Annotated in this window: 24 protein-coding genes; 17 read left to right on the forward strand and 7 right to left on the reverse strand. The window is 67.3% G+C overall.

From position 1 onward, the window contains the following. Window positions 1–440 precede the first annotated feature (440 nt). Window positions 441–806 (reverse strand): GFA family protein, encoded by a 366-nt coding sequence (locus QO207_RS27420; protein WP_301535403.1) that lies wholly within the window; start codon window positions 804–806, stop codon window positions 441–443. Window positions 807–959: 153 nt separating this feature from the next. Here QO207_RS27420 and QO207_RS27425 point away from each other — a divergent pair, with 153 nt between their 5' ends. From QO207_RS27425 to QO207_RS27470, 10 genes are all read left to right on the forward strand, one after another. Further along, window positions 960–2,159, forward strand: coding sequence for an MFS transporter (locus QO207_RS27425; RefSeq protein WP_301535404.1), 1,200 nt, complete (start codon window positions 960–962; stop codon window positions 2,157–2,159). A 19-nt stretch (window positions 2,160–2,178) separates the two neighbouring features. Further along, window positions 2,179–2,982 carry a 2,5-didehydrogluconate reductase DkgB gene (gene dkgB, locus QO207_RS27430; RefSeq protein WP_301535405.1) on the forward strand — a complete coding sequence of 268 codons (804 nt, stop codon included), beginning with the start codon at window positions 2,179–2,181 and terminating at the stop codon, window positions 2,980–2,982. Window positions 2,983–3,040: 58 nt separating this feature from the next. Further along, window positions 3,041–4,066 carry a zinc-binding dehydrogenase gene (locus tag QO207_RS27435; protein WP_301535406.1) on the forward strand — a complete coding sequence of 342 codons (1,026 nt, stop codon included), beginning with the start codon at window positions 3,041–3,043 and terminating at the stop codon, window positions 4,064–4,066. A 164-nt stretch (window positions 4,067–4,230) separates the two neighbouring features. After that, window positions 4,231–5,013 carry an SDR family oxidoreductase gene (locus QO207_RS27440; RefSeq protein WP_301535407.1) on the forward strand — a complete coding sequence of 261 codons (783 nt, stop codon included), beginning with the start codon at window positions 4,231–4,233 and terminating at the stop codon, window positions 5,011–5,013. Window positions 5,014–5,246: 233 nt separating this feature from the next. Then, on the forward strand, window positions 5,247–6,152 hold the full coding sequence (locus QO207_RS27445; RefSeq protein WP_301535408.1) for a LysR family transcriptional regulator: 906 nt from the start codon (window positions 5,247–5,249) through the stop codon (window positions 6,150–6,152). Between the two features lie 103 nt (window positions 6,153–6,255). Next, window positions 6,256–8,421 (forward strand): FUSC family protein, encoded by a 2,166-nt coding sequence (locus tag QO207_RS27450; RefSeq protein ID WP_301535409.1) that lies wholly within the window; start codon window positions 6,256–6,258, stop codon window positions 8,419–8,421. Then, window positions 8,411–8,617: a DUF1656 domain-containing protein gene (locus QO207_RS27455; RefSeq protein ID WP_045207441.1), complete on the forward strand. Its 207-nt coding sequence runs from the start codon at window positions 8,411–8,413 to the stop codon at window positions 8,615–8,617. The genes QO207_RS27450 and QO207_RS27455 overlap by 11 nt, the downstream gene beginning before the upstream one ends. Then, on the forward strand, window positions 8,618–9,580 hold the full coding sequence (locus QO207_RS27460) for an HlyD family secretion protein (RefSeq protein ID WP_301535410.1): 963 nt from the start codon (window positions 8,618–8,620) through the stop codon (window positions 9,578–9,580). It abuts the gene before it with no gap. A gap of 159 nt (window positions 9,581–9,739) precedes the next feature. Then, window positions 9,740–10,357: a histidine phosphatase family protein gene (locus QO207_RS27465; RefSeq protein WP_301535411.1), complete on the forward strand. Its 618-nt coding sequence runs from the start codon at window positions 9,740–9,742 to the stop codon at window positions 10,355–10,357. A 62-nt stretch (window positions 10,358–10,419) separates the two neighbouring features. Then, window positions 10,420–11,880: a mechanosensitive ion channel family protein gene (locus QO207_RS27470; protein WP_301535412.1), complete on the forward strand. Its 1,461-nt coding sequence runs from the start codon at window positions 10,420–10,422 to the stop codon at window positions 11,878–11,880. Window positions 11,881–11,892: 12 nt separating this feature from the next. On the opposite strand, the gene QO207_RS27475 is transcribed toward QO207_RS27470, so the two are convergent. Both QO207_RS27475 and QO207_RS27480 read right to left on the reverse strand, forming a co-directional pair. After that, window positions 11,893–12,246, reverse strand: coding sequence for an SH3 domain-containing protein (locus QO207_RS27475; protein WP_301535413.1), 354 nt, complete (start codon window positions 12,244–12,246; stop codon window positions 11,893–11,895). A gap of 39 nt (window positions 12,247–12,285) precedes the next feature. Further along, entirely contained in the window at window positions 12,286–12,993 is a 708-nt protein-coding gene (locus tag QO207_RS27480; protein ID WP_301535414.1) for a 2OG-Fe(II) oxygenase, read from the reverse strand. A 269-nt stretch (window positions 12,994–13,262) separates the two neighbouring features. Here QO207_RS27480 and QO207_RS27485 point away from each other — a divergent pair, with 269 nt between their 5' ends. Beyond that, window positions 13,263–13,889, forward strand: a complete 627-nt coding sequence (locus QO207_RS27485) for a bifunctional 2-polyprenyl-6-hydroxyphenol methylase/3-demethylubiquinol 3-O-methyltransferase UbiG (protein WP_301535415.1) — start codon at window positions 13,263–13,265, stop codon at window positions 13,887–13,889. 408 nt (window positions 13,890–14,297) lie between these two features. On the opposite strand, the gene QO207_RS27490 is transcribed toward QO207_RS27485, so the two are convergent. Together QO207_RS27490 and QO207_RS27495 are read right to left on the reverse strand one after the other, a co-directional pair. Next, window positions 14,298–15,326, reverse strand: coding sequence for an ABC transporter substrate-binding protein (locus QO207_RS27490; protein ID WP_301535416.1), 1,029 nt, complete (start codon window positions 15,324–15,326; stop codon window positions 14,298–14,300). An 81-nt stretch (window positions 15,327–15,407) separates the two neighbouring features. Next, window positions 15,408–16,181: a class II aldolase/adducin family protein gene (locus QO207_RS27495; protein ID WP_301535417.1), complete on the reverse strand. Its 774-nt coding sequence runs from the start codon at window positions 16,179–16,181 to the stop codon at window positions 15,408–15,410. A gap of 185 nt (window positions 16,182–16,366) precedes the next feature. Here QO207_RS27495 and QO207_RS27500 point away from each other — a divergent pair, with 185 nt between their 5' ends. From QO207_RS27500 to QO207_RS27515, 4 genes are all read left to right on the forward strand, one after another. After that, window positions 16,367–17,755 (forward strand): PLP-dependent aminotransferase family protein, encoded by a 1,389-nt coding sequence (locus tag QO207_RS27500; RefSeq protein ID WP_301535418.1) that lies wholly within the window; start codon window positions 16,367–16,369, stop codon window positions 17,753–17,755. Window positions 17,756–17,967: 212 nt separating this feature from the next. Next, entirely contained in the window at window positions 17,968–18,768 is an 801-nt protein-coding gene (locus QO207_RS27505; protein WP_301535419.1) for an RNA polymerase sigma factor, read from the forward strand. Then, window positions 18,765–19,184, forward strand: a complete 420-nt coding sequence (locus QO207_RS27510; RefSeq protein ID WP_301535420.1) for a PaaI family thioesterase — start codon at window positions 18,765–18,767, stop codon at window positions 19,182–19,184. The genes QO207_RS27505 and QO207_RS27510 overlap by 4 nt, the downstream gene beginning before the upstream one ends. Window positions 19,185–19,259: 75 nt before the next feature. Then, window positions 19,260–19,961, forward strand: a complete 702-nt coding sequence (locus QO207_RS27515) for a YebC/PmpR family DNA-binding transcriptional regulator (RefSeq protein WP_301535421.1) — start codon at window positions 19,260–19,262, stop codon at window positions 19,959–19,961. A gap of 51 nt (window positions 19,962–20,012) precedes the next feature. Here QO207_RS27515 and QO207_RS27520 read toward each other — a convergent pair whose 3' ends face one another. Together QO207_RS27520 and QO207_RS27525 are read right to left on the reverse strand one after the other, a co-directional pair. Beyond that, window positions 20,013–20,453, reverse strand: coding sequence for a hypothetical protein (locus QO207_RS27520; protein WP_301535422.1), 441 nt, complete (start codon window positions 20,451–20,453; stop codon window positions 20,013–20,015). Window positions 20,454–20,530: 77 nt separating this feature from the next. Then, window positions 20,531–21,427, reverse strand: coding sequence for a LysR family transcriptional regulator (locus tag QO207_RS27525; protein ID WP_301535423.1), 897 nt, complete (start codon window positions 21,425–21,427; stop codon window positions 20,531–20,533). 244 nt (window positions 21,428–21,671) lie between these two features. On the opposite strand from QO207_RS27525, the gene QO207_RS27530 reads away from it, so the two are divergent. Both QO207_RS27530 and QO207_RS27535 read left to right on the forward strand, forming a co-directional pair. Next, the gene (locus tag QO207_RS27530; RefSeq protein WP_301535424.1) at window positions 21,672–23,180 is read left to right on the forward strand and encodes a CoA-acylating methylmalonate-semialdehyde dehydrogenase; all 1,509 of its coding nucleotides are present in this window, start codon (window positions 21,672–21,674) and stop codon (window positions 23,178–23,180) included. 136 nt (window positions 23,181–23,316) lie between these two features. Next, a partial coding sequence (locus QO207_RS27535; protein ID WP_301535425.1) for an NAD(P)-binding domain-containing protein occupies window positions 23,317–23,874 on the forward strand: 558 nt, incomplete at its 3' end.

A 23,874-nucleotide genomic window follows, 5' to 3' on the forward strand; every position in this document is an offset into this window, starting at 1 on the left:
CCCTGGCCCATCGCAGCTCTCGCGACATCCATGTCGCTCAACCCCTGAAACTCCGATCACCTTCGGCCTCCTGAAAGGGGCACCCCGGAGCGTGCGGGTATTTCTCTGGAAGTCATCAATATCCAGAGCCAGAGCCGGTGTTTGCGTAGGGCGGATAACCCGGAACGGGTTATCCGCCGATGTCACGACGGCGGATAACGCTGGCGCGTTATGCGCCCTACCGTCCATGCGCCCCTCGCGCCGAACCTTCCGGCAACCCTAGGCTGTAGGATGGCGTGGAGCGCAGCGATACCCATGCTGCCCGCGCGCCATACACGCACTCCTGCCGTTACCTCTGAGTCATGCGGTTCGCGAGCAAGCTCGCTCCTACAAAAGGCACACCGAGGCTCATCTGGTCTGTAGGAGCGAGCTTGCTCGCGAACGCTTTGCACCGGCCGCTCTTAAGGTTTCGGCGCCGAAACCACACTCCGGCTCTTGCCATCCACCTTCAGTACCGGCAGCGACTCGGGGTCAAACCCATCGATGCAGCAGGCATTCACGCTGAGCACCGCCGGGTTGCTGCGGCGCTGGTGGTAGACGTAGATGCCGCAGGTTCCGCAGAAGTAATGCATGGCCACCCCGGTGTTCCAGCGATACAGGCGCAATGCCTGGTCGCCGCGGGTGAGGCGGAAGTTGTCCTTGGGTACGGTGGCCATCAGGGCGTTGCGCTTGCCGCACAGCGAGCAGTCGCAGCGCACCAGTTCATCGAGTTCCGCGTCGAAGGCGAAGGCCACCGCGCCGCAGTGGCAGGTGCCGGTGTAATGCATGGCTGAATACTCCTGGATGGACGTACCCAGCGTAGACCGCCAGCTTATTCGTGAATTCAGCTCAACTATCCTTTGCCGTTCATCGCGTTTTTCTCACGGGCCGAGTTCCGGACAATGCCGTCCATCGCATCCATTCGTCCGGAGCCCCACACCATGCCCCTCGCACTCCTCGCGCTGACCCTCAGCGCCTTCGCCATCGGCACGACGGAGTTCGTCATCGTCGGCCTGATACCCACCATTGCCAGCGACCTGGGCGTCACCCTGCCCTCCGCCGGCCTGCTGGTCAGCCTCTACGCCCTGAGCGTCGCCATCGGCGCGCCGCTGCTCACCGCCATGACTGGGCGCATCCCGCGCAAGGACTTGCTGGTCGGCCTGATGGCACTGTTCACCGTTGGCAATCTGGTGGCCTGGCAGGCGCCCAGCTATGAATCGCTGATCATCGCGCGCATCCTCACGGGCCTGGCCCACGGCGTGTTCTTCTCGGTCGGCTCGATCATCGCCACCAACCTGGTGAGCAAGGACAAGGCTGCCAGCGCCATCGCCACCATGTTCAGCGGCATGACCGTGGCCTTCGTCACTGGCATCCCCCTGGGCACCTTCATCGGCCAGCACCTGGGCTGGCGCGTGACCTTCCTGGTGGTCGCCGCCTTCGGCGTGGTCGCCCTGCTCGGCAGCCTGCTGTTCGTGCCGAAGAACATCCAGCACACCCCGCCGGCGCCGCTGCTGCGCCAGGCCCGCGTGCTGCTGCAACCGCGCCTGCTGCTGGTCTATGCGATGACTGCCGTGGGCTACGGCGGCTCGCTGATCGCCTTCACCTTCCTCGCGCCGATCCTCCAGGACCTCGCTGGTTTCAGCCCGAACATGGTCGGTGCCGTGCTCCTGGCCTACGGTGTCTCGGTGGCCATCGGCAACATCTGGGGCGGCCGCCTGGCCGACAAGCGCGGCCCGGTGAGCGCACTGAAGATCATCTTCGGCCTGCTGGCTTCGGTGCTGCTGGTGCTGACCTTCACTGCCGGCAACCCGTGGCTGGTGGTACTGACAGTGCTGGCCTGGGGCGCAGTGGCATTCGGCAACGTACCGGGCCTGCAGGTGTATGTGGTGCAGCAGGCCGAGCGCGTGGCGCCGGACGCCGTGGACGTCGCCGCCGGCTTCAACATCGCTGCCTTCAACCTCGGCGTGGCCGGTGGTTCCTGGGCCGGCGGCCTGGTGGTCAGCCACCTCGGCCTGGGTCATACGCCCTGGATCGCCGCCGTCGTCACCCTCGCCGCCTTCGGCCTGACCGCCCTGAGTGGCCGTCTGGACCGCAGCAATTCCATGGAACCCGCCGCCCCTGGCGCGGTTCCCACTCACTGATCGACCAAGGAGATTTCCCATGAGCGTTCCCGCATTCGGCCTCGGCACCTTCCGCCTCAAGGGCCAGACTGTCATCGACTCCATCCGCACCGCACTGGAGCTGGGCTATCGCGCCGTCGACACCGCGCAGATCTACGGCAACGAAGCCGACGTCGGCGAAGCCATCGCCGGCAGCAAGGTCAAGCGTGACGAGCTGTACCTGACCACCAAGATCTGGACCGAGAACTACGCCGCCGACAAGCTGATCCCCAGCCTCAAGGACAGCCTGCACAAGCTGCGCACCGACCGCGTCGAGCTGACCCTGATCCACTGGCCGTCGCCCAAGGGCCAGGTGCCAGTCGCCGAGTTCATGGGCGCCCTGGCCGAAGCCAAGGCCCAGGGCCTGACCGGCGAGATCGGCGTCTCCAACTTCACCATCGCACTGATGCAGGAAGCCATCGCCGCCGTCGGCGCCGGCCAGATCGCCACCAACCAGGTCGAACTGCATCCCTACCTGCAGAACCGCAAGGTGGTGGATTTCGCCAAGAGCCAGGGCATCCACATCACCTCCTACATGACCCTGGGCTACGGCAAGGTGCTGAGCGACGAGGTGATCATCGAGATCGCCAGGCGCCACGGCGTCACCCCGGCGCAGGTCACCCTGGCCTGGGCCATGCAGCTGGGTTACTCGGTGATCCCGTCGTCGACCAAGCGCGAGAACCTCGAAGGCAACCTGCGCGCCGTCGACCTGCGTCTCTCCGACGCCGACATGGCCGCCATCGCCGCGCTGGAGCGCAACGAGCGCATCACCAGCCCGGAAAGCCTGGCCCCGACCTGGGATTGATCCGCAACTGATCGACAGCCGCCCCTCGGGGCGGCTTTGCCGTTTCCAAGGAGTACCCATGAGCGCGAACGACCATTCCCCCGCAAACGACTATGCAGCCTGGACCTGGACGCCCGGCGCCGGCCTCGACGGTCTGGTCCTCGCCCACCTGCCGGTGCCCACGCCCGGTCCGGACGAGGTGCTGGTGGCCAATACCGCCATCGCGCTGAATCCGGTGGACTGGAAGATGATCGACTGGGGCCGCGACGACTGGCAGCAGGGCCAGGTGCCCGGCGTGGATGGCGTCGGCATCGTCATCGCGGTGGGCAGCGAGGTGAACCTGCGCGCAGGCGCCCGCGTGGCCTATCACCAGGCGCTGACCCGTGGCGGCAGCTTCGCCGAATACACCCTGCTGCGCGCCCGCGCGGTCTACCCGGTGCCGGACTCACTGGACGACGCCACCGCCGCCAGCCTGCCCTGCCCCGGCCTCACCGCCTGGCAGGCGCTGGACAAGCTGCCGGCCTGCACCAACCGCGACGTGCTGGTAACCGGTGCCGGCGGTGCGGTCGGCTACCTGCTGGCGCAACTCGCCCTGCAGCGCGGACTGCGCGTCTGGGTGACGGCAGCGGCGCAACACCGCGAGCACCTGCTGCAACTGGGCATCGCCGGGGTCTTCGACTACCGCGACGGCCAGTGGTCCCAGCAACTGCGCGAAGCCCTCGGTCCGCGCCGCCTGCATGGCATCTTCGATACCGTCAGCGGCAACCACGCAGCCAGCCTCGCCCCGCTGCTGGGCTACAACGGCCACCTGGTGTGCGTCCAGGACCGCCAGGAAAGCGCGCCGCTGCCGGCCTTCAGCACCGCCATTTCGCTGCATGAGGTGGCGCTCAACAGCATCCATGCCCACGGCGAAACACTGGACTGGCAGGAGCTGCACCAGGCCGCCGCGCGCCTGATGCAGGGCGTTGCCGACGGCCAGTTGCAGGCGCCGGCAAAGCAGTTCTTCGACTTCGCCGAGCTGCCCACAGCGCTGCGCCGCTTGAAGTCCGGCGAAGGCCGCGGTAAATGGATCAGTCGCCTACCGGCGCCGATGGTCATCGCCTGACCGACCCGTGCGCGGGATGGCGTATGTGCGTAGGAGCGGACTCTGTCCGCGATGGGCCTGCCTCGTGCCATGCCTGACTGGAGCGGCGATGAAACGATCGCGGACGAAGTCCGCTCCTACGCTTGCCGGAAGTACCGGCGCTTAACACCGAACAGGAGAACACCATGGATCTGGGCATCAAGGGCCGCTGGGCCGTCGTCTGCGCCGCCAGCAAGGGCCTCGGCAAGGGCTGCGCCCTGGCGCTGGCCCGCGAAGGCGTGAACCTGGCGATCAACGCCCGCGACGTCGACACCCTCGCCGCCACCGCCGCCGAGCTGCGCCAGCTGGGCGTGGAAGTGCGCGAAGTGGCCGGCGACATCAGCCAGCCGGACGTGCGTGCCGCACTGCTGGCCGCCTGCCCGCAGGTGGACATCCTGGTCAACAACGCCGGTGGCCCGCCGCCCGGTGATTTCCGCGACTGGGAACGGGAGGACTGGCTGCGCGCCCTGGAGCTGAACATGCTCACGCCCATCGAGCTGATCAAGGCGACCATCGACGGCATGGCCGAGCGCGGCTTCGGGCGCATCATCAACATCACCTCCGGTTCGGTGAAGGCGCCGATTGCCACCCTCGGCCTGTCCAACGGCGCGCGCAGCGGGCTGACCGGCTTCGTTGCCGGCGTAGCCCGCCAGCCCCAGGTGGCCGGCAACAACGTGACCATCAACGGCCTGCTGCCCGGCTCCTTCGACACCGATCGCCTGCGCAGCGGCTACCACCGCTCGGCGACGCTGAGCGGGCGTGACGAAGGCGAACTGGTGGAGGCCGGCAGACAGGAAATCCCTGCCGGGCGCTTCGGCAGCGCCGAGGAATTCGGTGCGTTCTGCGCCTTCCTGTGCAGCGCCCACGCCGGCTACCTGACCGGGCAGAACCTGCTGCTCGATGGCGGCGCCTATCCGGGGACGTACTGACCGTTACTGCCATCCCCGTAGGAGCGGACTCTGTCCGCGATGGTTGGGCCGCGCCTGGTGGTCGATCGGAGCTGCGGTGAATCGATCGCGGACAAAGTCCGCTCCTACCCAGCCCGAAACGCCAGAGCTGTGCTGTAGGAGCGCCCCATGGGCGTGATCGCGGACATAGCTCGCTCCTACAATCACCGCCCCTGGCTCTACAATCCCCCCGTCGCTCCCGAACAGGCCCACCAATGAAAGCCCACTCCGACGAACTCAAGACCTTCGCCACGGTGATCGACTGCGGCTCCATCACCGCCGCCGCCGAACAGCTGGGGCTGACGCCCTCGGCGGTCAGCCGGGCCTTGTCGAAGCTGGAGGAAAAGCTCGGCACCACCCTGCTCAACCGCACCACGCGGCGGATGAAGCTGACCGAGGAAGGCGAGTTCTTCCTGGAAAACGCCCGCCACATCCTCGAACAGATGGACGCCCTGGAAGAGCGCCTGGCCCTGCGTCAGCAATCCCCGGCCGGACGCCTGCGGATCAACGCCGCCTCGCCGTTCATGCTGCACGCCGTGGTGCCGCATATCGGCGCCTTCCGCGAGCGTTACCCGGATATCGAACTGCAGCTCAATACCAACGACCTGAACATCGACCTGCTGGAACAGAGTACCGACATTGCCATCCGCATCGGCCATCTCGCCGACTCCAGCCTGCACGCCCGGCCCCTGGGCAGCAGCCGCCTGAACCTGCTGGCCGCGCCCGAGTATCTGCAACGCCACGGCACCCCGGCCAACCTGGAAGAACTGCTCGGCCACTCGCTGCTCGGCTTCACCCAGCCCGAGGCGCTGAACGTCTGGCCGATCCGCCATGCCGGCGGCGACACCCTCACGGTCAACCCGTCGCTGTCTGCCTCCAGCGGCGAAACCCTGCGCCAGCTGGCCATCAGCGCCCAGGGCATCGCCTGCCTCGCCAGTTTCATGACCTGCGACGACATCCGCGCCGGGCGCCTGGTGCGCGTGCTGCCGGAGCTGACCAGCGAGCGCCGCCAGCCGATCCACGCGGTGTACTACCGCAACTCGCAGCTGGCCCTGCGCATCCAGTGCTTCCTCGACTTCATCCAGGAGCGCCTGGCGCAGTCGCTGCACGCCACAGGCTGAAGGAAAATTCCCGCAAAGCCGCCGAACCTCGACCACACTGATCAGGGTTCGCCGGCACCGTGCTGCAACGCCGTGCCGCCCCGCCAAGACCAGAGGGCCTGGCATGTCCCCCATGCTGCTGTACCTGCGCGCCATCATCCACCCTGGCCGCGACACCCTGCTGTTCGCCCTGCGCACCGTGATCGCAGGGCTGCTGACGCTGTACCTGGCATTCCTGCTCGACCTCGACCAGCCCAAGTGGGCGACCATGACGGTGGTGATCATCAGCACCCCGCTGGCCGGCATGACCCTGCAGAAGAGCTTCGCCCAGGTGATCGGCACCACCATCGGCGCCATGGTCGCGGTGGCGATCATGGCTTTGTTCCCCCAGGCGCCGCTGCCCTTCATCGTCACCCTGGCGCTGTGGCTGGCGATCTGCACCGCCGGCGGCACGCTGATGCGCTTCACCTATTCCCACGCCTTCGTCCTCAGCGGCTTCACCGCGGTGATAGTTGCGCTGCTGGCCCAGCCGGCGCCCGAGTCCACCTACACCCTGGCCATCACCCGCGTTACCGAAACCCTGCTCGGCGTGGCCTGCGTGACCCTGGTCAGCCTGTTCTTCGCCCGCCCGCAGAGCGTCGCGCGCGGCTACTTCGCCAAGGTCGACCAACTGATCCGGTTGATCGCCGTACACGCCGCCGCGGTGATCCGTGGCGAGGAACTCGAAGAAGACTTCCAGCAACGGCAGAAACAGCTGCTGGGCGAGATCGCCGCCCTGGAGATGCTGCGCCGCCACCTGTATTTCGATGCCCCGCGCCTGCGCGGCGCCGATGAACTGGTGCAGCAACTGGCCAACCAGCTGGTGCTGATGACCTCGCGGCTGGCCATCCTGCGGCGCCAGCGCAAGCTGATCGAGGCGCGCCTGAGCGGCCCGCTGCCGGAATCCGTGCGGCGCCTGCGCGAGGACGAACTGGCCTGCCTCGCCGAGTTGGCCGAGTTCGGCCGCGACCTGCCCACCGCCACCCGCAAGCGCATCACCCAGCTGCGCCAGCGCTTCGACGCCGCCGCGCGGCAGACGGAGGAGCTGGCCGACGGCCTGCCCACCTCGCTGCGCTCCCTGGCCTGGGCGCTGCGCTTCGAGCAGGCGCGGCTGATGCAGCAGTTGGACGAGATGATCGAACTGAGCGAAGCGATCCAGGAAGGCCGCCCCGGCAGTAGCTCCTATCCGCAGAGCCAGGCCCACGCGCTGCACCTGGACTTCCACCTCGCCGCGATGAACGCTACCCGCGCCTTCGTCGCACTGTGCTGCGCTGGCTGGATCTGGGTCGAAACCGCCTGGGACGGCGCCCGCGCCGGGATGATCCTGATCGGCATCCTCTGCTCCCTGCTGGCCACCTTCCCGCGCCCGCTGATGGCGAGCCTGGCGTACATGCGCGGGCTGGCCATGGCGCTGGTGGCGGCGGCGCTGCTGCAATTCCTCTTGCTGCCCAGCATCGGCGATTTCGAGATGCTCGCGCTGTTTCTCACGCCGCTGCTGTACGTGATCGCGGTGGGATTGGCCAATCCGCAGACCGCCGGGATCGGCATCGGCCTGGGACTGTCGACCTTCCTGCTGGTCGGCCCGCAGAACCAGGGCGCGTGGATCAACACCTCGCTGCAATGGTTCGAATTCGCCGGCGGTTACGTCAGCGCCGGGGTGCTGGCGTTGCTGGTGTACGCCTGGGTGTTCCCCTTCGACGCCGATGCGCGCCTGCGCCGGCAATCGCGGCGGACCCGCGCGGAAGTGCGCTCGGTGCTGCTTTCCAAGCCCAGCGAGGCGCGCCGCTTCCTGTTCGAAAGCCGCATGGTGGATCGCCTGGCGATCATGCTCGGGCTGCTGCCGGCGGCGCGTGACAGCGAGTCCGCCGAGCGCTTCCAGTGCAGCCTGGCAAGCATGACCCTGGGCGTGGTGCTGCATCAGCTGCGCCGCGAGAGCCTCAATGCCAGAGGACTGCCCGAAACCCTGCGCGAACGTCTGTCGTTGGTACTCGACGAGCTGGCCGCCTGCCTCGACCAGCCGCCCGCCGCGCCGCTGCACCGAGTGCTGCCCGCCCTGCGTGAACTGGGCAGCGAACTGGATGAGTTGCAGGGCCACGGCAGCTATCCCAGCGGCGATGCCATGCGCCCGGTGTTCGTCAGCGGCGTGGCGCTGCTGGTGGCCGCCGACCTGCTGGAACGCTTCCGCGACCTCTACGGCGAAGCCCTGGACCTGCACGACGATCAAGGGGAACAGCCGCTGCATGCCCGTTGATATCGAACTGGGCGGGGTCTACCTGCCGCCCCTGGCCCAGGCCCTGCTGCTGGCCCTGCCGATATTCCTGCTGCTGGACTGGAGCCTGCGCCGTCTCGGCGTGCTGCGCCTGGTCTGGCACGAGGCGCTGTTCGAAGGCGCCCTCTACGCCTGCATCTGCGCCGGCCTGATCCTGCTCATGGGAGCCCTGCACTGAATGACCGCCCTGCGCAAAGCCCTGCCGCCGCTGATCACTCTGGCGGTGGTGGCGCTCGCCCTGATCCTCGGCTACTTCGCCTGGACCTATTACACCCGCGCGCCCTGGACCCGCGATGCGCGAGTGCGCGCCGACGTGGTGACGGTCTCGGCCGATGTCACCGGGCGCATCGTCGAACTGCGGGTGAAGGACAACCAGCACGTCAACAAGGGCGAGCTGCTGCTGACCATCGACCCGGCACGCTATGAGCTGGCGGTACTGCGTGCCGACCGCGCGGTGGAAGTCGCCCGCGCCGCCCTCGGCCAGTCCCAGGCTGCCATTGCCGCCAACCAGGCGTTGTTGCAGCAGCGCCACAGCGAAGAAGTCCGCCGCCGCGCGCTGAAGGCGCGCTCGGCGATCTCCAACGAGGAATGGGAGAAGGCCCAGACCGACGTCACCGTGGCTGAGGCTCAGCTGCTGCGCGAGCAGGCCAACCTGGGCCTGGCACAAGCCAACGTCTCACTGGCCGAAGCCGCGCAGAAACAGGCGCGCCTGGACCTGGAGCGCACCCAGGTGATCGCGCCGGTGAACGGCTACGTCACCAACCTGCTGACCCGCGCCGGCGACTACGCCACCGCCGGGCATTCGCTGGTGGCGCTGGTGGACAGCGACTCCTTCTACGTCGGCGGCTACTTCGAGGAAACCAAGCTGCCGCGCATCCACGAAGGCGACGCGGTGAAGGTCCAACTGATGAGCGGTGAGCGCTTCGATGGCCGCGTCGAGAGCATCGCCTTCGCCATCACCGACCGCGAGAACGCCCCCGGCGCGCGCCTGCTGGCCAACATCAACCCGAGCTACACCTGGGTGAAGCTGGCCCAGCGCATTCCCGTGCGCATCGGCATCGATCCCAACTACAAGGAACGCGCCCGACTGCGTGCCGGAACTACTGCCACGGTCAGCGTGATCGATAGCACAGAGGACTAAGGCAAGACCTTACAAGGGATTTCGAGTGTGGAACTTTCGTCTTCGCTCAGTCATCAATTCAACTTATGACTGTCACCGGACCGAGTGCAGCATTCCCTGAATTCCCAGCCTCGTGTGTTCCGCGTCCTACGCGAACACGCAAATTCGAGAGCCCTGATCTTGCCCCGATTCCGCTTACTCACTGCCGGCCTGCTGACCTGCACCGCGCTTGCCCTCATCGCCTGGCGCGGCCTGCCCTCCCCGCAGGCCGAACCGCCCAGCAGCGGCCTCTTCGCGCAGAAGTGGGCCCGAGGCGGCGTCATCCTGCTGGTACGCCACATGGAGCGCTGCGACCGCTCCGAGGCGCCCTGCCTGGGCGACACCGAAGGCATTACCGCCCGCGCCGGCCAGTTGGCTACCCAGCTGGGCAGCACCATCACCCGCCTCGGCCTGGCCGCCACCGACATCTACAGCAGCCCGTCGCTGCGCACGGCGCAGACCGCCGACCTGATGTTCGGCAAGCCGATAGTGCGCCAGGACTGGCTGTTGGCCTGCAGCGACGATGACTTCGCCGAACAGATCCTCAGCCACAAGGCCGCCGACCGCAACATGGTGCTGGTCACCCACAGCGAGTGCTTCGACCGCCTGCGCGAGAACCTCAAGGCCAGCGACGCCGACACCCCCGAATACGGCAGCACGCTGGTGCTGTACGACCGCCGCGATCCCCAGCTGAACATTGCCGGCAAGGTCGAGACCGATGAGTGGCTGGAGCTGCTGGACAACCCCAACGCCAGCTGAGGACGCTGCCCGAAAGGCGCATTCTGTGCCATCTTCTTGCGATCGTTCCAAGGAGAGGCTCGATGCCCGCCCTGCTCACCACCCACCCGCTGTTCGCCGCGCCCATCCTGCTGCTGATCGACCTGCTGCTCTGGCGGCTGATTGGCGCGGCCCATCCGCACTGGCGCCTGGCGGCGCGCATCCTGGGCTTCCTGCTGTTCAGCCTGCTGCTGTTCAACGCCGGGATGAACCCGCTGCGCGCCGCACCCTGGGCCGACGACCTGCCCAGCCACATGGTCGCCACTGCGGTGCAGATCTTCTGGTGGCTGTTCGCCGCACGCTGCCTGACGGTGGTGCTGGGCTTCCTGCTGGTGCAGCGCATCGGCCATGGCGGCCGGCTGCTGCAGGATGTGGTCGGCGCGCTGATCTTCCTGGTCGCCATCATCGCCGCCGCCGGCTATGTGCTGGAGCTGCCGGTGAAGGGCCTGCTGGCCACCTCCGGGGTGGTTGCCATCGTCCTCGGCCTGGCGCTGCAGAGCACCCTGAGCGACGTGTTCTCCGGCATCGTGCTGAACACCACCAAGCCCTACCAGCTGGACGACTGGATTTCCATCGACGGCATCGAGGGCAAGGTCACCGAGATCGACTGGCGCTCCACCTACCTGCAAACCTCCCAGGGCACGCTGGCAGTGGTGCCCAACTCCCTCGCCGCCAAGGCCAAGGTGCTCAACCTGAGCCGCCCGGCAAATCTCTATGGCGTCAGCGTGAGCCTGACGGTCAGCCCGCACATCCGTCCGCGCAAGGTGATCGAAGCGCTGGAGCACGCTCTTGGTGGCTGCCGCGCCCTGCTGGCCTCCCCGGCGCCAGCGGTGAGCGTGCGCAAGTCCGCGCCCGACGGGGTGGAATACGAAATGAGCGGCTTCGTCGCCGCCATGGGCGAGAAGCGCGAGGTGCGCAACCAGTTGTTCGACCTCGCCTACCGCCATCTGCAGGCCGCCGGTATCAACCTGCTGACCGAAGCTGACGCGCCGATGCGTGAAAGCGCCTCGCGGGCGCGGGCGCTGTTGGTGCGCTCGGGCCTGTTCGACGCACTGCGTGAGGAGGAGCGCGACGAGCTGGCGACGCGGATGCAGCGCCGGCCGTTCAAGCGCGGCGAAGTGCTGCTGGCGCCCGGTGATGTCAGCGAGCGCCTGCTGATCATCGACTCCGGGGTGGTCAGCGTCACCCTGCCCCACGACAGCCAGGCCATCGAGGCCGGGCGCATGGGGCCGGGCGAGGTGTTCGGCGAGGCCGGTGTGCTCACCGGTTCGGCCTGGCAGGCGCAGTTCACTGCCATCAGCGACGGCGCCGCCTATTACCTGGACAAGGAAACCCTGGCTCCCTGCATGGAAGCGCGCCAGGAAATCGCCGAGGCGATGAGCCGGCTACTGGACTTCCGCCAGAAGGCCAGCGCCGCGCTATTGGTGGAGCAGCCCACGGTAGTGCAGCAGCGCGGCCTGATTGCCTGGCTCAAACAGCGCGCGGGACGCCGCTACAAGGCCTGACCCCCATTCAGATCAGGCGCTGACTTCCTGCAGGCAATCCAGCGGCACCCAGCCGGATTCGCCACCGCCGCGCACGCACCAGAGCCAGCCGCCCAGCTCCCGGCCGCCTTCCAGCCGCTCGCCGACTTCCACGTCGAGTTCGCGAGCGGTGTAATCCTCCGTCGCTACCGCGGCGCCCGGCGCGGTCATGTTGAATACCTGGGTCGGCACCCAGCCCTGGCGCTGGCCCGGCGTCGAGCAGAAATACCAGTCCTCCCAGCCCTCGGCGCCTTCGTAGCGTTCGCCCACGTACAAAGGCGCGCCGCGGACGAAGGTGATGGGCGCCGGGTACTCGCTGCGATGGCGCTGAATCACTTCGTAGTGCATATCGGTCTCCCATCTCCCTGGACCGACCCATGCTACTCCTCACAACGCATCGTGGAAGATCACCCCAAGGGTGAAGCGCTCGCCGGTATGCAGGCGACTGACGCCATGGCGCAGATTGACCCGGTGATAGCCGCGCACACCACGTGCCGGCCGCTGGGCCACGGCGAACACCACGGCGTCGCCCTGCTGCAACGGCACCACGCTCACCCGCGATTGCATGCGCGGGCGCTGCTCGGTCAGCACGAACTCGCCGCCGCTGAACTCCTCGCCCGGCTGCGACAGCAGGATCGCCACCTGCAGCGGGAATGCCAGCTCCCCGTACAGGTCCTGGTGCAGGCAGTTGTAGTCACCAGCGCGGTAGCGCAGCAGCAAGGGCGTCGGCCGCTGCTGGCCGGCGGCGTGGCACTGGTCGAGGAACCCGGCATGCTCGGGCGGATAATGGATACCGGTCTCCAGGCGTTCGTGCCAGGTGTTGGCGATGGCGCGCAGTGGCGCATAGAGGCGTTCGCGTAGCTCCTGCAACAGCTCCGGCAAGGGATAGGCGAAATAACGGTATTCACCGAGGCCGAAGTTGTGCCGGGCCATGATCACCCGGCTGCGGAACGATGAGTCCTGCACGTAGAGCGCGCGAAGCACCTCGCACTGGGATTTGTCGAGCAGGCCGGGGATAACAGCATGGCCGTCGGCGTCGAGTTGCGCAGTGAGTGCGGGCCAGTCGAGCGTGGCGAGTTTCTGGTGGATGGACATCCTGGCGATCCTTGATGGCAAGACCCCAGTCTAGAAGCGCCCCTTCCCACAGCGCGCCCCGGCGCTGACTTTCAAACTCCCCGTATGCACGGCACAAACCGTAGGGCGTATAACGCGCCAGCGTTATACGCCGCGGTGACATCGGCGGATAACCCGTTCCGGGTTATCCGCCCTACGGGTGCGAGGAAGTCGGGTTACCTGCCGGCCAATGGGGTCATCCATCGGGCGTCGTTGTAGACTCGGACATCCACTCCAGACCGACCACCGCCATGAGCACCGAAGACCCGATCCTGCGCGACATCTCCCGCGTCACCCTGCAGCACTACCAGGACAGCGCCCAGGCCTTCCGCGAAGGCACCTGGGACCACGACGTCACCCAGAACATCGCCGCGCTGCTGCGGCACGTCCAGGGCGAGGCGCCCTTCGCCCTGCTCGACTTCGGCTGCGGCCCCGGCCGTGACCTTTGTGCGCTCAAGGCCATGGGTCACGCACCGGTCGGCCTCGACGGCTGCGCCGACTTCGTCGCCATGGCCTGCGAAGCCAGCGGCTGCGAAGTCTGGCAGCAGGACTTCCTCGCCCTCGACCTGCCCGCCGGCCGTTTCGACGGCATCTATGCCAACGCCAGCCTGTTCCACGTCCCGCGCAGCGAACTGCCGCGCGTACTCGACCAATTGCATGCGGCCCTGAAGCCGGGCGGCGTGCTGTTCAGCTCCAACCCCCGCGGTGACAACCAGGAAGGCTGGAACGGCGGGCGCTACGGCTCCTACCACGACCTGCAGAACTGGACCCGCCTGCTGGAAGCCGCCGGCTTCCGCGAACTGGAACACTACTACCGCCCCGCCGGCCTGCCGCGCGAGCAACAACCGTGGCTGGCGAGCGTCTGGCGGCGGGTCTGAGGTGACTTCGGTGGGTGGGCAGCATGGGTATCGCTGCGCTCCACGCCATCTTACGTTGGGAGCTCTCCGGCAAGGCCGGCGTTGGGCGTTCGCGAGCAAGCTCGCTCCTACAAGGAGCGAGCTTGCTCGCGAACCGCACGGCACGGCACGGCACAAACCGTAGGACGCATAACGCGCCAGCGTTATCCGCCGTTGTGACGCCGGAGGACGCCATGGAGGCTTTCGCGGACAAGGTCCGCTCCTGCAGGGACTCCCCATCCGACTGGGCAGCGTGAATTCGTCGCCTGCATTGCCGAAACAAAAACGCGAACAGGGCCTGCCCCTGCGGGGGAACACGATCCTCGCAGGAGCGGACCCTGTCCGCGATCACTCAACCTGGGCGCTGCTGCAAGCAGCGCCCGAGGCAGGTCAGCCCTTCGCCGCCCAGGCGTTGAAGCGCTGCTCCAGGTCTTCGCCGTGGTCCACCCAGAACTCGAAGTTCACCGGCACGGCCTGCTCCAGGTTGGCCGGCGCGGTGTTCAGGCGTTCGATCAGCTTGGGATCGATCAGCTTGTTGGTCCCCAGGTTCACCGAGCCGTAGCCGAGCTTCACGGTGTGGATCTTCTGCTGTTCGGGCGAGAGCGAGAAGGCGATGAAGTCCTCGGCGGCCTTCTTGTTCGGGCTGCCCTTGGGGATCGCCCAGGAGTCGATGGCGTACAGGCTGCCATTCCACACCACCTTCATCGGCACGCCTTCTTCCTGTGCGGCGAAGGCGCGGCCGTTGTAGGCGGTACTCATGACCACGTCACCGCTGGCGAGGAACTGCATCGGCTGCGCGCCGGATTCCCACCACTGGATCGACGGCTTGATCTGGTCGAGCTTCTTGAACGCGCGATCCACGCCTTCCTTGGTCGAAAGCACCTTGTACAGGTCTTCCTTCTTCACGCCGTCAGCCAGCAGGGCGATCTCCAGGGTGTACTTGGCGCCCTTGCGCAGGGAACGCTTGCCGGGGAATTTCTTGGTATCCCAGAAATCCGTCCAGCCGGTCGGGCCGTTGGCCAGGCGCTTGCCGTCGTAGACCATGGCCATCGACCAGACCAGCAGGCCGGCGCCGCAGTCGGAGATGGTGCCGGGCACGTAGTCCTCGGCCTTGCCGAGGATCGCCGGGTCGAGCTGTTCGAACAGGCCTTCCTCGCAGCCACGCAGCAGCTCAGGGCCTTCCACCTGGACGACGTCCCAGTTGACGCCACCGGTGTCGACCATGGCCTTGATCTTGCCCATTTCGCCGTTGTACTCGCCGGCAATCACCTTCATGCCTTCCTTCTTCTCGAAGGGTTTGTAGAAAGCTTCGGTCTGTACGTCCTTGCTGATACCGCCGAAGGAGATCACGGTCAGGTCAGCGGCCATGGCGCCGGACGCCATACCCATGAGCAGGGCTCCCAGAATCGGGTTTTTCATTTCCACCTCTTGGCTTTGTTGTTGGCAGATGCTTCAAGCACGCAGGCGCCCGGTCTCTGCGGACCGGGGCACGATAGCAGGTCAGGTACGGTAGACCGCCTCACCGTCCTCAATCAGGCGCAGCGCCGATTCCCAGGCCAGCAGGTGCAGGCCATCGGTGAGCGCTTCTTCTTCCTGCACGGCCACCCGCTCGCACACCGCTGCAGGCGGGTAGCGCAGCTGGCGGCCGCCAGCCAGGGCCTGGATCTGCGCCTGGCAGGCACGTTCGAGGAAGTAGATCTGGTTGAAGGCTTCGGCGATGCAGCGCCCGGTGGCCAGCAGGCCGTGGTTGCGCAGGATCATTACCATGTGGCTGCCCAGGTCGTTGACCAGGCGCGCACGCTCTTCCGGGTCCAGGGAGATGCCTTCGTAGTTGTGGTAGCCCAGGCGGTTGTAGAACTTCAGCGCGTGCTGGCTGATCGGCAGCAGGCCGTCCTCCTGGGCGGACACCGCGATGCCGGCGGCGGTGTGGGTGTGGATCACGCAGGCCACGTCTTCGCGGGCGGCATGCACCGCGGAGTGGATGTTGAAGCCGGCGCGGTTGACGCTTTTCGGGCCGAAGCGCGGGTCGATGACGTCACCGTGGTGGTCGACCTTGACCAGGTCGGAGGCGCGCATTTCATGGAACAGCACGCCGTAGCGGTTGATCAGGTAGTGGCCCGGCTCGCCCGGCACCCGCGCGGAGATGTGGGTGTCGATGTGGTCGGTCCAGCGGAAGTGGGCGATCAGCCGGTACAGCGCGGCGAGGTCGCAGCGCGCCTGCCACTCTTCGGCCGAAATGCTCGACGGATCGATGTTGTAAGCTGTGTCACGCATGACGGGCTGTCCCTGTTCTTGTTCGGGGGTTCTTATTCAGGCTGTGCGGCGTATTGCCGCCGTCTGGGACCGAGTGTGCTGCGCGCGCCCGGCCCGCACCATGCACAGGGACCTCACGGAATTTGCAGTGCTGTTATGGTCCGGCGACCTGTACAGATCCTTCCCCACCAGAATCGGACCTTCGGATGCTGTTGCTCGACCCCACCTCGGACATTCCCCTGGTCACCCAGATCGTCGACGGCATCGCCCAGGCCATCGACGAGCAGCGCCTGCGCCCCGGCGCCAAGCTGCCCTCGATCCGCAAGTTCGCCCAGGCCAATGGCGTCAGCCACTTCACCGTGGTCGAGGCCTACGACCGGCTGGTGGCGCGCGGCTGCCTGAACGCCGTGCCCAACGCGGGCTTCTTCGTGCGCGGCCAGGTGGTCGAAGACGGCGCCAGCGACGAGACGCCCACCGAGTTCGACTTCGACGCCCACCTGCTGCTGCACAAGGTGTTCCAGCCGCTGGGCATGGAGCTGCGCCCCGGCGTCGGCCTGCTGCCCGAGCACTGGCTGGATGCCGAGGGTCTGCTGCGCGGCCTGCGCAGCCTGGCGCGGGAGGAGCCGACGCAGTTCGGCAACTACGGCCACAGCAAGGGCAACCTGAAGCTGCGCGGCAAGCTGGCCGACCGCCTGGCCGATGCCGGGGTGGCCGCCAGCCCCGAGCAGATCCTGCTGACCGCTGGCGCCAGCCAGGCGCTGGACCTCACCGTGCGCTACCTGGTGCAGCGCGGCGACCCGGTGCTGGTGGACGAGCCCGGCTACCACAACCTGTTCCTCAACCTGCGCCTGCAGGGCGCGCAGCTGCTGGGCGTGCCGCGCAGCGCCGACGGGCTGGACCTCGACCGCCTGGAGCAACTGGCCCGCGAGCACCGCCCCAAGGTCTACTTCACCCAGGCGCGGCTGCAGAGCCCCACCGGCGGCAGCCTGTCGCTGGCCGCCGCGCACCGCCTGCTGCAATTGGCCGAGAAGTACGATTTCCTCATCGTCGAGAACGACATCTATGCCGACCTCGACCCCGCCGGTCAGCTGATCCTCGCCAACCTCGACCAACTGGCGCGGGTGATCTACATCGGCAGCCTGTCCAAGGTCATCGCCCCGGCCCTGCGCACCGGCTTCATCGCCGCGCACCCTGAGCTGATCGAGGAGCTGGTGCCGCTGAAGATGGTCAGCGGCCTGACCAGCTCGGAGCTCACCGAGACCCTGGCCCTGGACATCCTCCTGCAGGGCCGCCACCGCAAGCACGTGCGCCAGCTACGCGATCAGCTCGCCGAGGCCCACGACAGCGTCGCCCGGCGGCTGGAAGCCGCCGGCCTGGAAGTCTTCCATGAACCGCGCGCCGGCCTGTTCCTCTGGGCCCGCCACCGCGCCGTGGACGACGCCACGGTGCTAGCCAGCCGCGCCAAGGAAGCGAAGATCCTGCTGTTCCCCGGCCAGCTGTTCATGCCCGACGGCCGCAGCGTGCCGTGGATGCGCTTCAACGTTGCGCACTCGCTGGATGAGCGGCTCTACGCATTCCTCGCCGCTCAAGGCTGATCAACTTGTAGGACCGAGGGGGACGCCCAGTCCTTGCTCGCGAACCGCCCAGGCACCTTGGCTACCGGCAAGCCCGTTCGCGAGCAAGCTCGCTCCTACCTGAACTTCCAGGCACCCTCTCCGCTTCGGGCTGCCTCGCGGTCACAAAACTCGTGGCCACCGAGTCCAAGGAAGAACAGCCGGCATTTCGTCCGGTACGTCAGGAGGACACCGTGAAATTTCCCGCCATCGATCCACAGCAACTTCAACGCGCCCAGCAAGGCGACCCTGCAGCCCTCGACGCGTTGCTGCTGGCCCTGCAGGCGCCGGTCTACAACCTCGCCCTGCGCATGCTCGGCCGCCGCGAAGACGCTCAGGACGCCAGCCAGGAAATCCTCCTGCGTATTACCACCCACCTCGCCAGCTTCCGCGGTGACAGCCAGTTCTCCACCTGGGCCTTCCGCATTGCCAGCAACGCCCTGCTGACTGCCCGCACCAAGGTCCGCGAGACGCCCACCGTGTCGCTGGAAGCCCTGGCGGACAAGCTCGACCTCGGCCTGCGCCTGGCCGACGCCAACGAACGCCCGCTGGAGCCGGCCGACAAGCTCGCCGCCGAGCGCATCGCCCTGGCCTGCACCCAGGGCATGCTGATGTGCCTGGAGCGCGAGCAGCGCCTGGCCTATGTGCTCGACATCGCTTTCGGGCTGGACTCGGAGACGGCAGCGGCGGTGCTGGAGATCGAACCGGCGGCCTACCGCAAGCGCCTGTCACGGGCGCGCCAGCGGCTGGACGAGTTCATGCATCGGCACTGCGGGCTGGTCAATTCGCAGGCGGCCTGCTCCTGCGAGCGCCAGGCCCTGGCGTTGCCGGCTGGCGCCAGCGACACGCGCAGGGCCGAAAGCGAGCTGCTGGCCCTGACCCGGCTGGCGGATGCCGCCGCGGTGTTCCGCGCCCACCCGGATTACCAGGTCCCGCAACGGGTCATCGAAACCGTCCGCGCCGTGCTACTGCAACACACCGGAGGCTGGCAATGAACGCGCTCGCCGATCTGGACTACCCCGAAGGCTTCCAGCCGCTGCCGAGGCGCAACCCGCTGTTGGACCTGCTCGGTCCCTTCCTGGCACGCGGCGAAGGCGAATCTCTGGAGCTCGGCCTGCTGCTGGACGAACGCCACACCAACAGCCGCGGCGGCGTGCACGGCGGCATCCTGGCCACCCTGGCGGACATCGGCATGGGCTACGCCATGGCCTTTTCCAGCCAGCCGCCGCAGCCGCTGGTCACCGCCAGCCTGACCCTGGACTACGTCTCCAGTGCCCAGGTCGGCGACTGGCTGAGCATCCGCCTGCTGCACTGCCGGCGCGGCCGGCAGATGGCCTTCGCCAACGCGCTGCTGTCGGTGGGCGACAAGGTGGTGGCGCAGGCCAGCGCGGTGTTCGCGGTCCCGCGCTGATCCGCTGGATATCGCCAGCGGCCGCTTGAGGCCTTAGACTTGCCGCCCATCAGCAACCGCCAGCAAGAGATCACTATGGGCGCCCAGTGGAAAGCCAAACATAAAGAAGTCGCCGCCAACGCCAAGGGCCGCGTGTTCGGCAAACTGTCGAAGGAAATCATGATCGCCGCGCGCAATGGCGCCGACCCGGACATGAACCCGAAACTGCGCCTGGTCGTCGAGCAGGCCAAGAAGGCCTCGATGCCCCGCGACACCCTGGAGCGCGCGATCAAGAAAGGCGCCGGCCTGCTGGACGGCGCCGCCACCTTCGAGCGCGTGGTCTACGAAGGCTTCGCCCCGCACCGCGTGCCGGTGATCGTCGAGTGCCTGACCGACAACGTGAACCGCACCATCGCGGAAATCCGCGTGCTGTTCCGCAAGGGCCAGCTGGGCGCTTCCGGCTCGGTGTCCTGGGACTTCGATTACCTGGGCCTGGTCGAGGCCACCCCGGCCAGCGCTGACGCCGATCCGGAACTGGCCGCCATCGAGGCCGGTGCCCAGGACTTCGAGCCGGGCGAGGAAGACGGCGACACCCTGTTCCTCACCGACTCTACCGACCTCGACGCCGTCTGCCGCGCCCTGCCCGAGCATGGCTTCACCGTCGCCTCGGCCAAGCTTGGCTACAAGGCGAAGAACCCGGTGAGCCTGTCCGACGCGGAGCTGGAGGAAGTCGAAGCCTTCCTCGACGCCCTGGACGGCAACGACGACGTGCAGAACCTCTACGTCGGCCTGGCGTAACGGCAAGGCACCCTGGGGAGATGGGGCAAACCCATCTCCCTCGCGCCAGCGTCAGTACAGCCCGGTCGCGCTACCCGGCTCGAACACCGGCGTCTCGTTGGCCTGGATCATGTTGTAGCTCAGCATGAAGGCCACGCCGCCGTCGCTGCCCAGCGCCTGGCTGACCCAGCCGATGGGGTTGTTGAACAGCGAATCATCCGGGTTGAGCACGCCGATGGCCGCCGAATCGGGATCGTTGTCCCAGGTCACATCGCCCCAGTGCCAGCCCAGCCCTTCGACGAACTGTCGCCCCAGCAGCGCCCCGAGGGCGAACACCGCGTCATCGTCCACTTCGCGCTGCTGCGCCTTGGCGTCGCGCACGTACTGGGTGATCGCTGCGACCACCTCATGGGGCGGCAATTCCGGCGCCAGCTGAAGCAGTGCCAGACCCTGCTGCTGCAGGTCGGCCAGTTGTTGCTCGATATCCGCCGACAGCGGGATGATTTCAGCCATGCTTCCTTCTCCTCAAACGGTTCCCGCGCTGTCCTGGCGGGCCCCTGTCACTGTTGAAACTTCCAGCCTGCCGCCGCTCACACGGCGCGGCCCATCAGTACGTCCTGGCTGCCTTCGGCCTTCTCCCGCAGGAAATCCCAGGTGGTGCGCATCCGCGCGATGTCCTTGAGCTCGGTTGGCATGAGCATCCAGAAGGTCCGCACGAATTCGATCTCGCCCGCCAGCACCGGTTGCAGCGACGGGTCTTCGGCTGCCGCGAAAGCCGGCAGGATCGCCAGCCCGGCGCCCTCCGCCACCGCACGCTGCTGGGCGAGGATGCTGGTGCAACGCAGCGCCATGTGTAGTGGCCGGCCGATCTCGTCGAGGTATTGCAGCTCCTTGCTGTAGAGCAGGTCATCGACGTAGCCGACCAGGGCATGCTCGCGCAGGTCGTCGCGGTTGCGAATCGGCCCGCGCTCGGCGAGGTAGTCCTTCGAGGCATAAAGGCGCAGCACGTAGTCGGTCAGCCGGGTGATCAGATACGGGCCGCGGCCGGGGCGCTCCAGGGTAATGACGATGTCCGCCTCGTGGCGCGACAGCTGCAGCGCGCGCGGCACCGCCAGCAGATCCACGCCCAGGTGCGGGTGGCGCTGGTTCAGCTCCACCAGCTGCGAGGTCAGCAGCGTCGAGCCGTAGCCCTCGGTGGCGCCGATGCGCACCTTGCCGGAGAGATTGTCCTCGGCGCCGGCCAGGCGTTTCTCGATGACCTTGCAGGCGCTCTCCATGGCTTCGGCCTGGGGTAGCAGCCCGTGGCCGGCCTCGGTCAACCGATAGCCGGCGGGCTCGCGCACCAGCAGCTGGGCGCCAATGCTTTTCTCCAGCGCCTGCAGGCGCCGGGCGACTGTGGTGTGGTCCACACCCAGGCGGCGGGCGGCGACGGTCAGCTTGCCGGCCCGGGAAAGCTCAAGGAAAAACCGCAGGTTGTCCCAGTCCATATCCGCCTCGGCGCGGGCCGTGTCTGCAAAAACGCAGAGCATACTTGCACATCACCTCATTGAGCACATCAAAAATGCACTGCTAGGATCGATGCGGACAACAAGAAAGCCACAGAGGCCGACTTCGATCTCGCCACAGCGTACGAAGCGAGCGGAAAGTGGTTCGGAGGGTGCGCCCTCCCGACCGTCTTCCCGCGCAGACTGCCAGGCGACTCGACGCGCCTCCCGACTGGGAGAACCCACGATGACCGCAACTGCCGCCCCGACCGTCAAACTCTTCCTCGACGGCAAGCCTGTCGAGTCCACCAGCGCCGAATGGCGCGACGTGATCAACCCCGCCACCCAGGAAGTCCTCGCCCGCGTGCCTTTCGCCACGCCCGAGGAAGTCGAGCGCGCGGTGGCCAGCGCCAAGGCCGCATTCAAGACCTGGAAGAAGACCCCCATCGGCGCCCGCGCGCGCATCTTCCTCAAGTACCAGCAACTGATCCGCGAGAACATGAAGGAGCTGGCGGCGATCCTCACCGCCGAACAGGGCAAGACCCTGCCTGACGCCGAAGGCGACGTGTTCCGCGGCCTGGAAGTGGTCGAGCACGCCGCGGCCATCGGCAACCTGCAGCTGGGCGAGCTGGCCAACAACGTGGCCGGTGGCGTGGATACCTTCACCATCCTGCAGCCCATCGGCGTCTGCGCCGGCATCACCCCCTTCAACTTCCCGGCGATGATCCCGCTGTGGATGTTCCCGATGGCCATCGCCACCGGCAACACCTTCGTCCTCAAGCCCTCCGAGCAGGACCCGATGGTGACCATGCGCCTGGTCGAGCTGGCCCATGAAGCCGGCGTGCCGCCGGGCGTGCTCAACGTCATCCATGGCGGCCCGGACGTGGTCAACGCGATCTGCGACCACCCGGACATCAAGGCCGTCTCCTTCGTCGGCTCGACCCGAGTCGGCACTCACGTCTACAACCGCGCCTCCCAGGCCGGCAAGCGCGTGCAATGCATGATGGGCGCGAAGAACCACGCCATCGTGCTGCCCGATGCCAACAAGGAGCAGACCCTCAACGCCATTGCCGGCGCCGCCTTCGGTGCCGCCGGGCAGCGCTGCATGGCCTTGTCGGTGGCGATCCTGGTGGGCGAAGCCCACGAGTGGATTCCCGACCTGGTGGCCAAGGCGCAGACCCTCAAGGTCAGCGGCGGCACCGAGGCCAACACCGATGTCGGCCCGCTGGTTTCCTGCGCGGCGCTGGACCGCGTCAGCGGCCTGATCGAACGCGGCACCCAGGAAGGCGCCAAGCTGGAGCTGGACGGCCGCAATCCGCAGGTGGCCGGCTACGCCAAGGGCAACTTCGTCGGCCCGACCGTGTTCTCCGGCGTCACCCCGCAGATGACCATCTACCGCGAGGAAATCTTCGGCCCGGTGCTCTGCGTGGTGTCAGTGAAAACCTTCGACGAGGCCATCGAGCTGATCAACGCCAACCCCAACGGCAACGGCACCGCGCTGTTCACCCGCTCCGGCGCCGCCGCGCGGCACTTCAAGGAAGAGATCGACGTCGGCCAGGTAGGCATCAACGTGCCGATTCCGGTGCCGGTGCCGCTGTTCTCCTTCACCGGCTCGCGCGGCTCCAAGCTCGGCGACCTCGGCCCGTACGGCAAGCAGGTGGTGCAGTTCTACACCCAGACCAAGACCGTCACCGAACGCTGGTTCGACGAGAACGAGGTCGGCGGCGCGGTGAACACCACCATCAACCTCAAGTAAGCCTGCCCGCCCGTCTGCCCCGAGCCGGCCCGGACTTCAGCAAGGATGCTGGTCCGGGCACGGCGCCACGCGGGCGGGCACCTCCCTTGGCGCCTGCTGGACAGCGCGCCCCGAACAAGAAGAAGAGGACCATCCCATGCGCATCGGTTTCATCGGACTCGGCAACATGGGCGGCCCCATGGCCGCCAACCTGCTCAAGGCTGGCTTCGACCTGAGCGTCTTCGATCTCTCCGCCAAGGCCGTGGAAGCAGCCGTCGCCCTCGGCGCCCGCGCCCTGGCATCGCCGGCTGAGGTAGCCCGCGACGATGTCGAGGTGATCATCACCATGCTGCCCGCCGCCGCCCATGTGAAGCAGGTCTTCCTCGGCGACGACGGCCTGCTGGCCAACGTGCAGCCCGGCGTGCTGCTGATCGACTCGTCCACCATCGACCCGCTGAACGCCCGCGAGGTCAGCGCCGCTGCCCTCGCCCACGGCAACCCGATGGTCGATGCGCCGGTATCCGGCGGCACCGCCGGCGCGGCTGCGGGCACCCTGACCTTCATGGTCGGCGGCGAGCAGACCGACTTCGAGCGCGCCCGCCCGGTGCTGGCGGCCATGGGCAAGAACATTGTGCACTGCGGCGGCGCCGGCAACGGCCAGGTGGCCAAGGTGGCGAACAACCTGCTGCTGGGCATCTCCATGATCGGCGTGGCG

Origin of the sequence: Pseudomonas sp. CAN1 (genome assembly GCF_030462585.1) — a bacterium.
Taxonomy (GTDB): Bacteria; Pseudomonadota; Gammaproteobacteria; order Pseudomonadales; family Pseudomonadaceae; genus Pseudomonas.

What these genes read in the sequence shown, in the direction of transcription:
- QO207_RS27420 (WP_301535403.1), bottom strand. Translation starts at nt 806, where the DNA reads ATGCATTACACCGGCACCTGCCACTGCGGCGCGGTGGCCTTCGCCTTC.
- QO207_RS27425 (WP_301535404.1), top strand. Translation starts at nt 960, where the DNA reads ATGCCCCTCGCACTCCTCGCGCTGACCCTCAGCGCCTTCGCCATCGGC.
- dkgB (WP_301535405.1), top strand. Translation starts at nt 2,179, where the DNA reads ATGAGCGTTCCCGCATTCGGCCTCGGCACCTTCCGCCTCAAGGGCCAG.
- QO207_RS27435 (WP_301535406.1), top strand. Translation starts at nt 3,041, where the DNA reads ATGAGCGCGAACGACCATTCCCCCGCAAACGACTATGCAGCCTGGACC.
- QO207_RS27440 (WP_301535407.1), top strand. Translation starts at nt 4,231, where the DNA reads ATGGATCTGGGCATCAAGGGCCGCTGGGCCGTCGTCTGCGCCGCCAGC.
- QO207_RS27445 (WP_301535408.1), top strand. Translation starts at nt 5,247, where the DNA reads ATGAAAGCCCACTCCGACGAACTCAAGACCTTCGCCACGGTGATCGAC.
- QO207_RS27450 (WP_301535409.1), top strand. Translation starts at nt 6,256, where the DNA reads ATGTCCCCCATGCTGCTGTACCTGCGCGCCATCATCCACCCTGGCCGC.
- QO207_RS27455 (WP_045207441.1), top strand. Translation starts at nt 8,411, where the DNA reads ATGCCCGTTGATATCGAACTGGGCGGGGTCTACCTGCCGCCCCTGGCC.
- QO207_RS27460 (WP_301535410.1), top strand. Translation starts at nt 8,618, where the DNA reads ATGACCGCCCTGCGCAAAGCCCTGCCGCCGCTGATCACTCTGGCGGTG.
- QO207_RS27470 (WP_301535412.1), top strand. Translation starts at nt 10,420, where the DNA reads ATGCCCGCCCTGCTCACCACCCACCCGCTGTTCGCCGCGCCCATCCTG.
- QO207_RS27475 (WP_301535413.1), bottom strand. Translation starts at nt 12,246, where the DNA reads ATGCACTACGAAGTGATTCAGCGCCATCGCAGCGAGTACCCGGCGCCC.
- QO207_RS27480 (WP_301535414.1), bottom strand. Translation starts at nt 12,993, where the DNA reads ATGTCCATCCACCAGAAACTCGCCACGCTCGACTGGCCCGCACTCACT.
- QO207_RS27485 (WP_301535415.1), top strand. Translation starts at nt 13,263, where the DNA reads ATGAGCACCGAAGACCCGATCCTGCGCGACATCTCCCGCGTCACCCTG.
- QO207_RS27490 (WP_301535416.1), bottom strand. Translation starts at nt 15,326, where the DNA reads ATGAAAAACCCGATTCTGGGAGCCCTGCTCATGGGTATGGCGTCCGGC.
- QO207_RS27495 (WP_301535417.1), bottom strand. Translation starts at nt 16,181, where the DNA reads ATGCGTGACACAGCTTACAACATCGATCCGTCGAGCATTTCGGCCGAA.
- QO207_RS27500 (WP_301535418.1), top strand. Translation starts at nt 16,367, where the DNA reads ATGCTGTTGCTCGACCCCACCTCGGACATTCCCCTGGTCACCCAGATC.
- QO207_RS27510 (WP_301535420.1), top strand. Translation starts at nt 18,765, where the DNA reads ATGAACGCGCTCGCCGATCTGGACTACCCCGAAGGCTTCCAGCCGCTG.
- QO207_RS27515 (WP_301535421.1), top strand. Translation starts at nt 19,260, where the DNA reads ATGGGCGCCCAGTGGAAAGCCAAACATAAAGAAGTCGCCGCCAACGCC.
- QO207_RS27520 (WP_301535422.1), bottom strand. Translation starts at nt 20,453, where the DNA reads ATGGCTGAAATCATCCCGCTGTCGGCGGATATCGAGCAACAACTGGCC.
- QO207_RS27525 (WP_301535423.1), bottom strand. Translation starts at nt 21,427, where the DNA reads ATGGACTGGGACAACCTGCGGTTTTTCCTTGAGCTTTCCCGGGCCGGC.
- QO207_RS27530 (WP_301535424.1), top strand. Translation starts at nt 21,672, where the DNA reads ATGACCGCAACTGCCGCCCCGACCGTCAAACTCTTCCTCGACGGCAAG.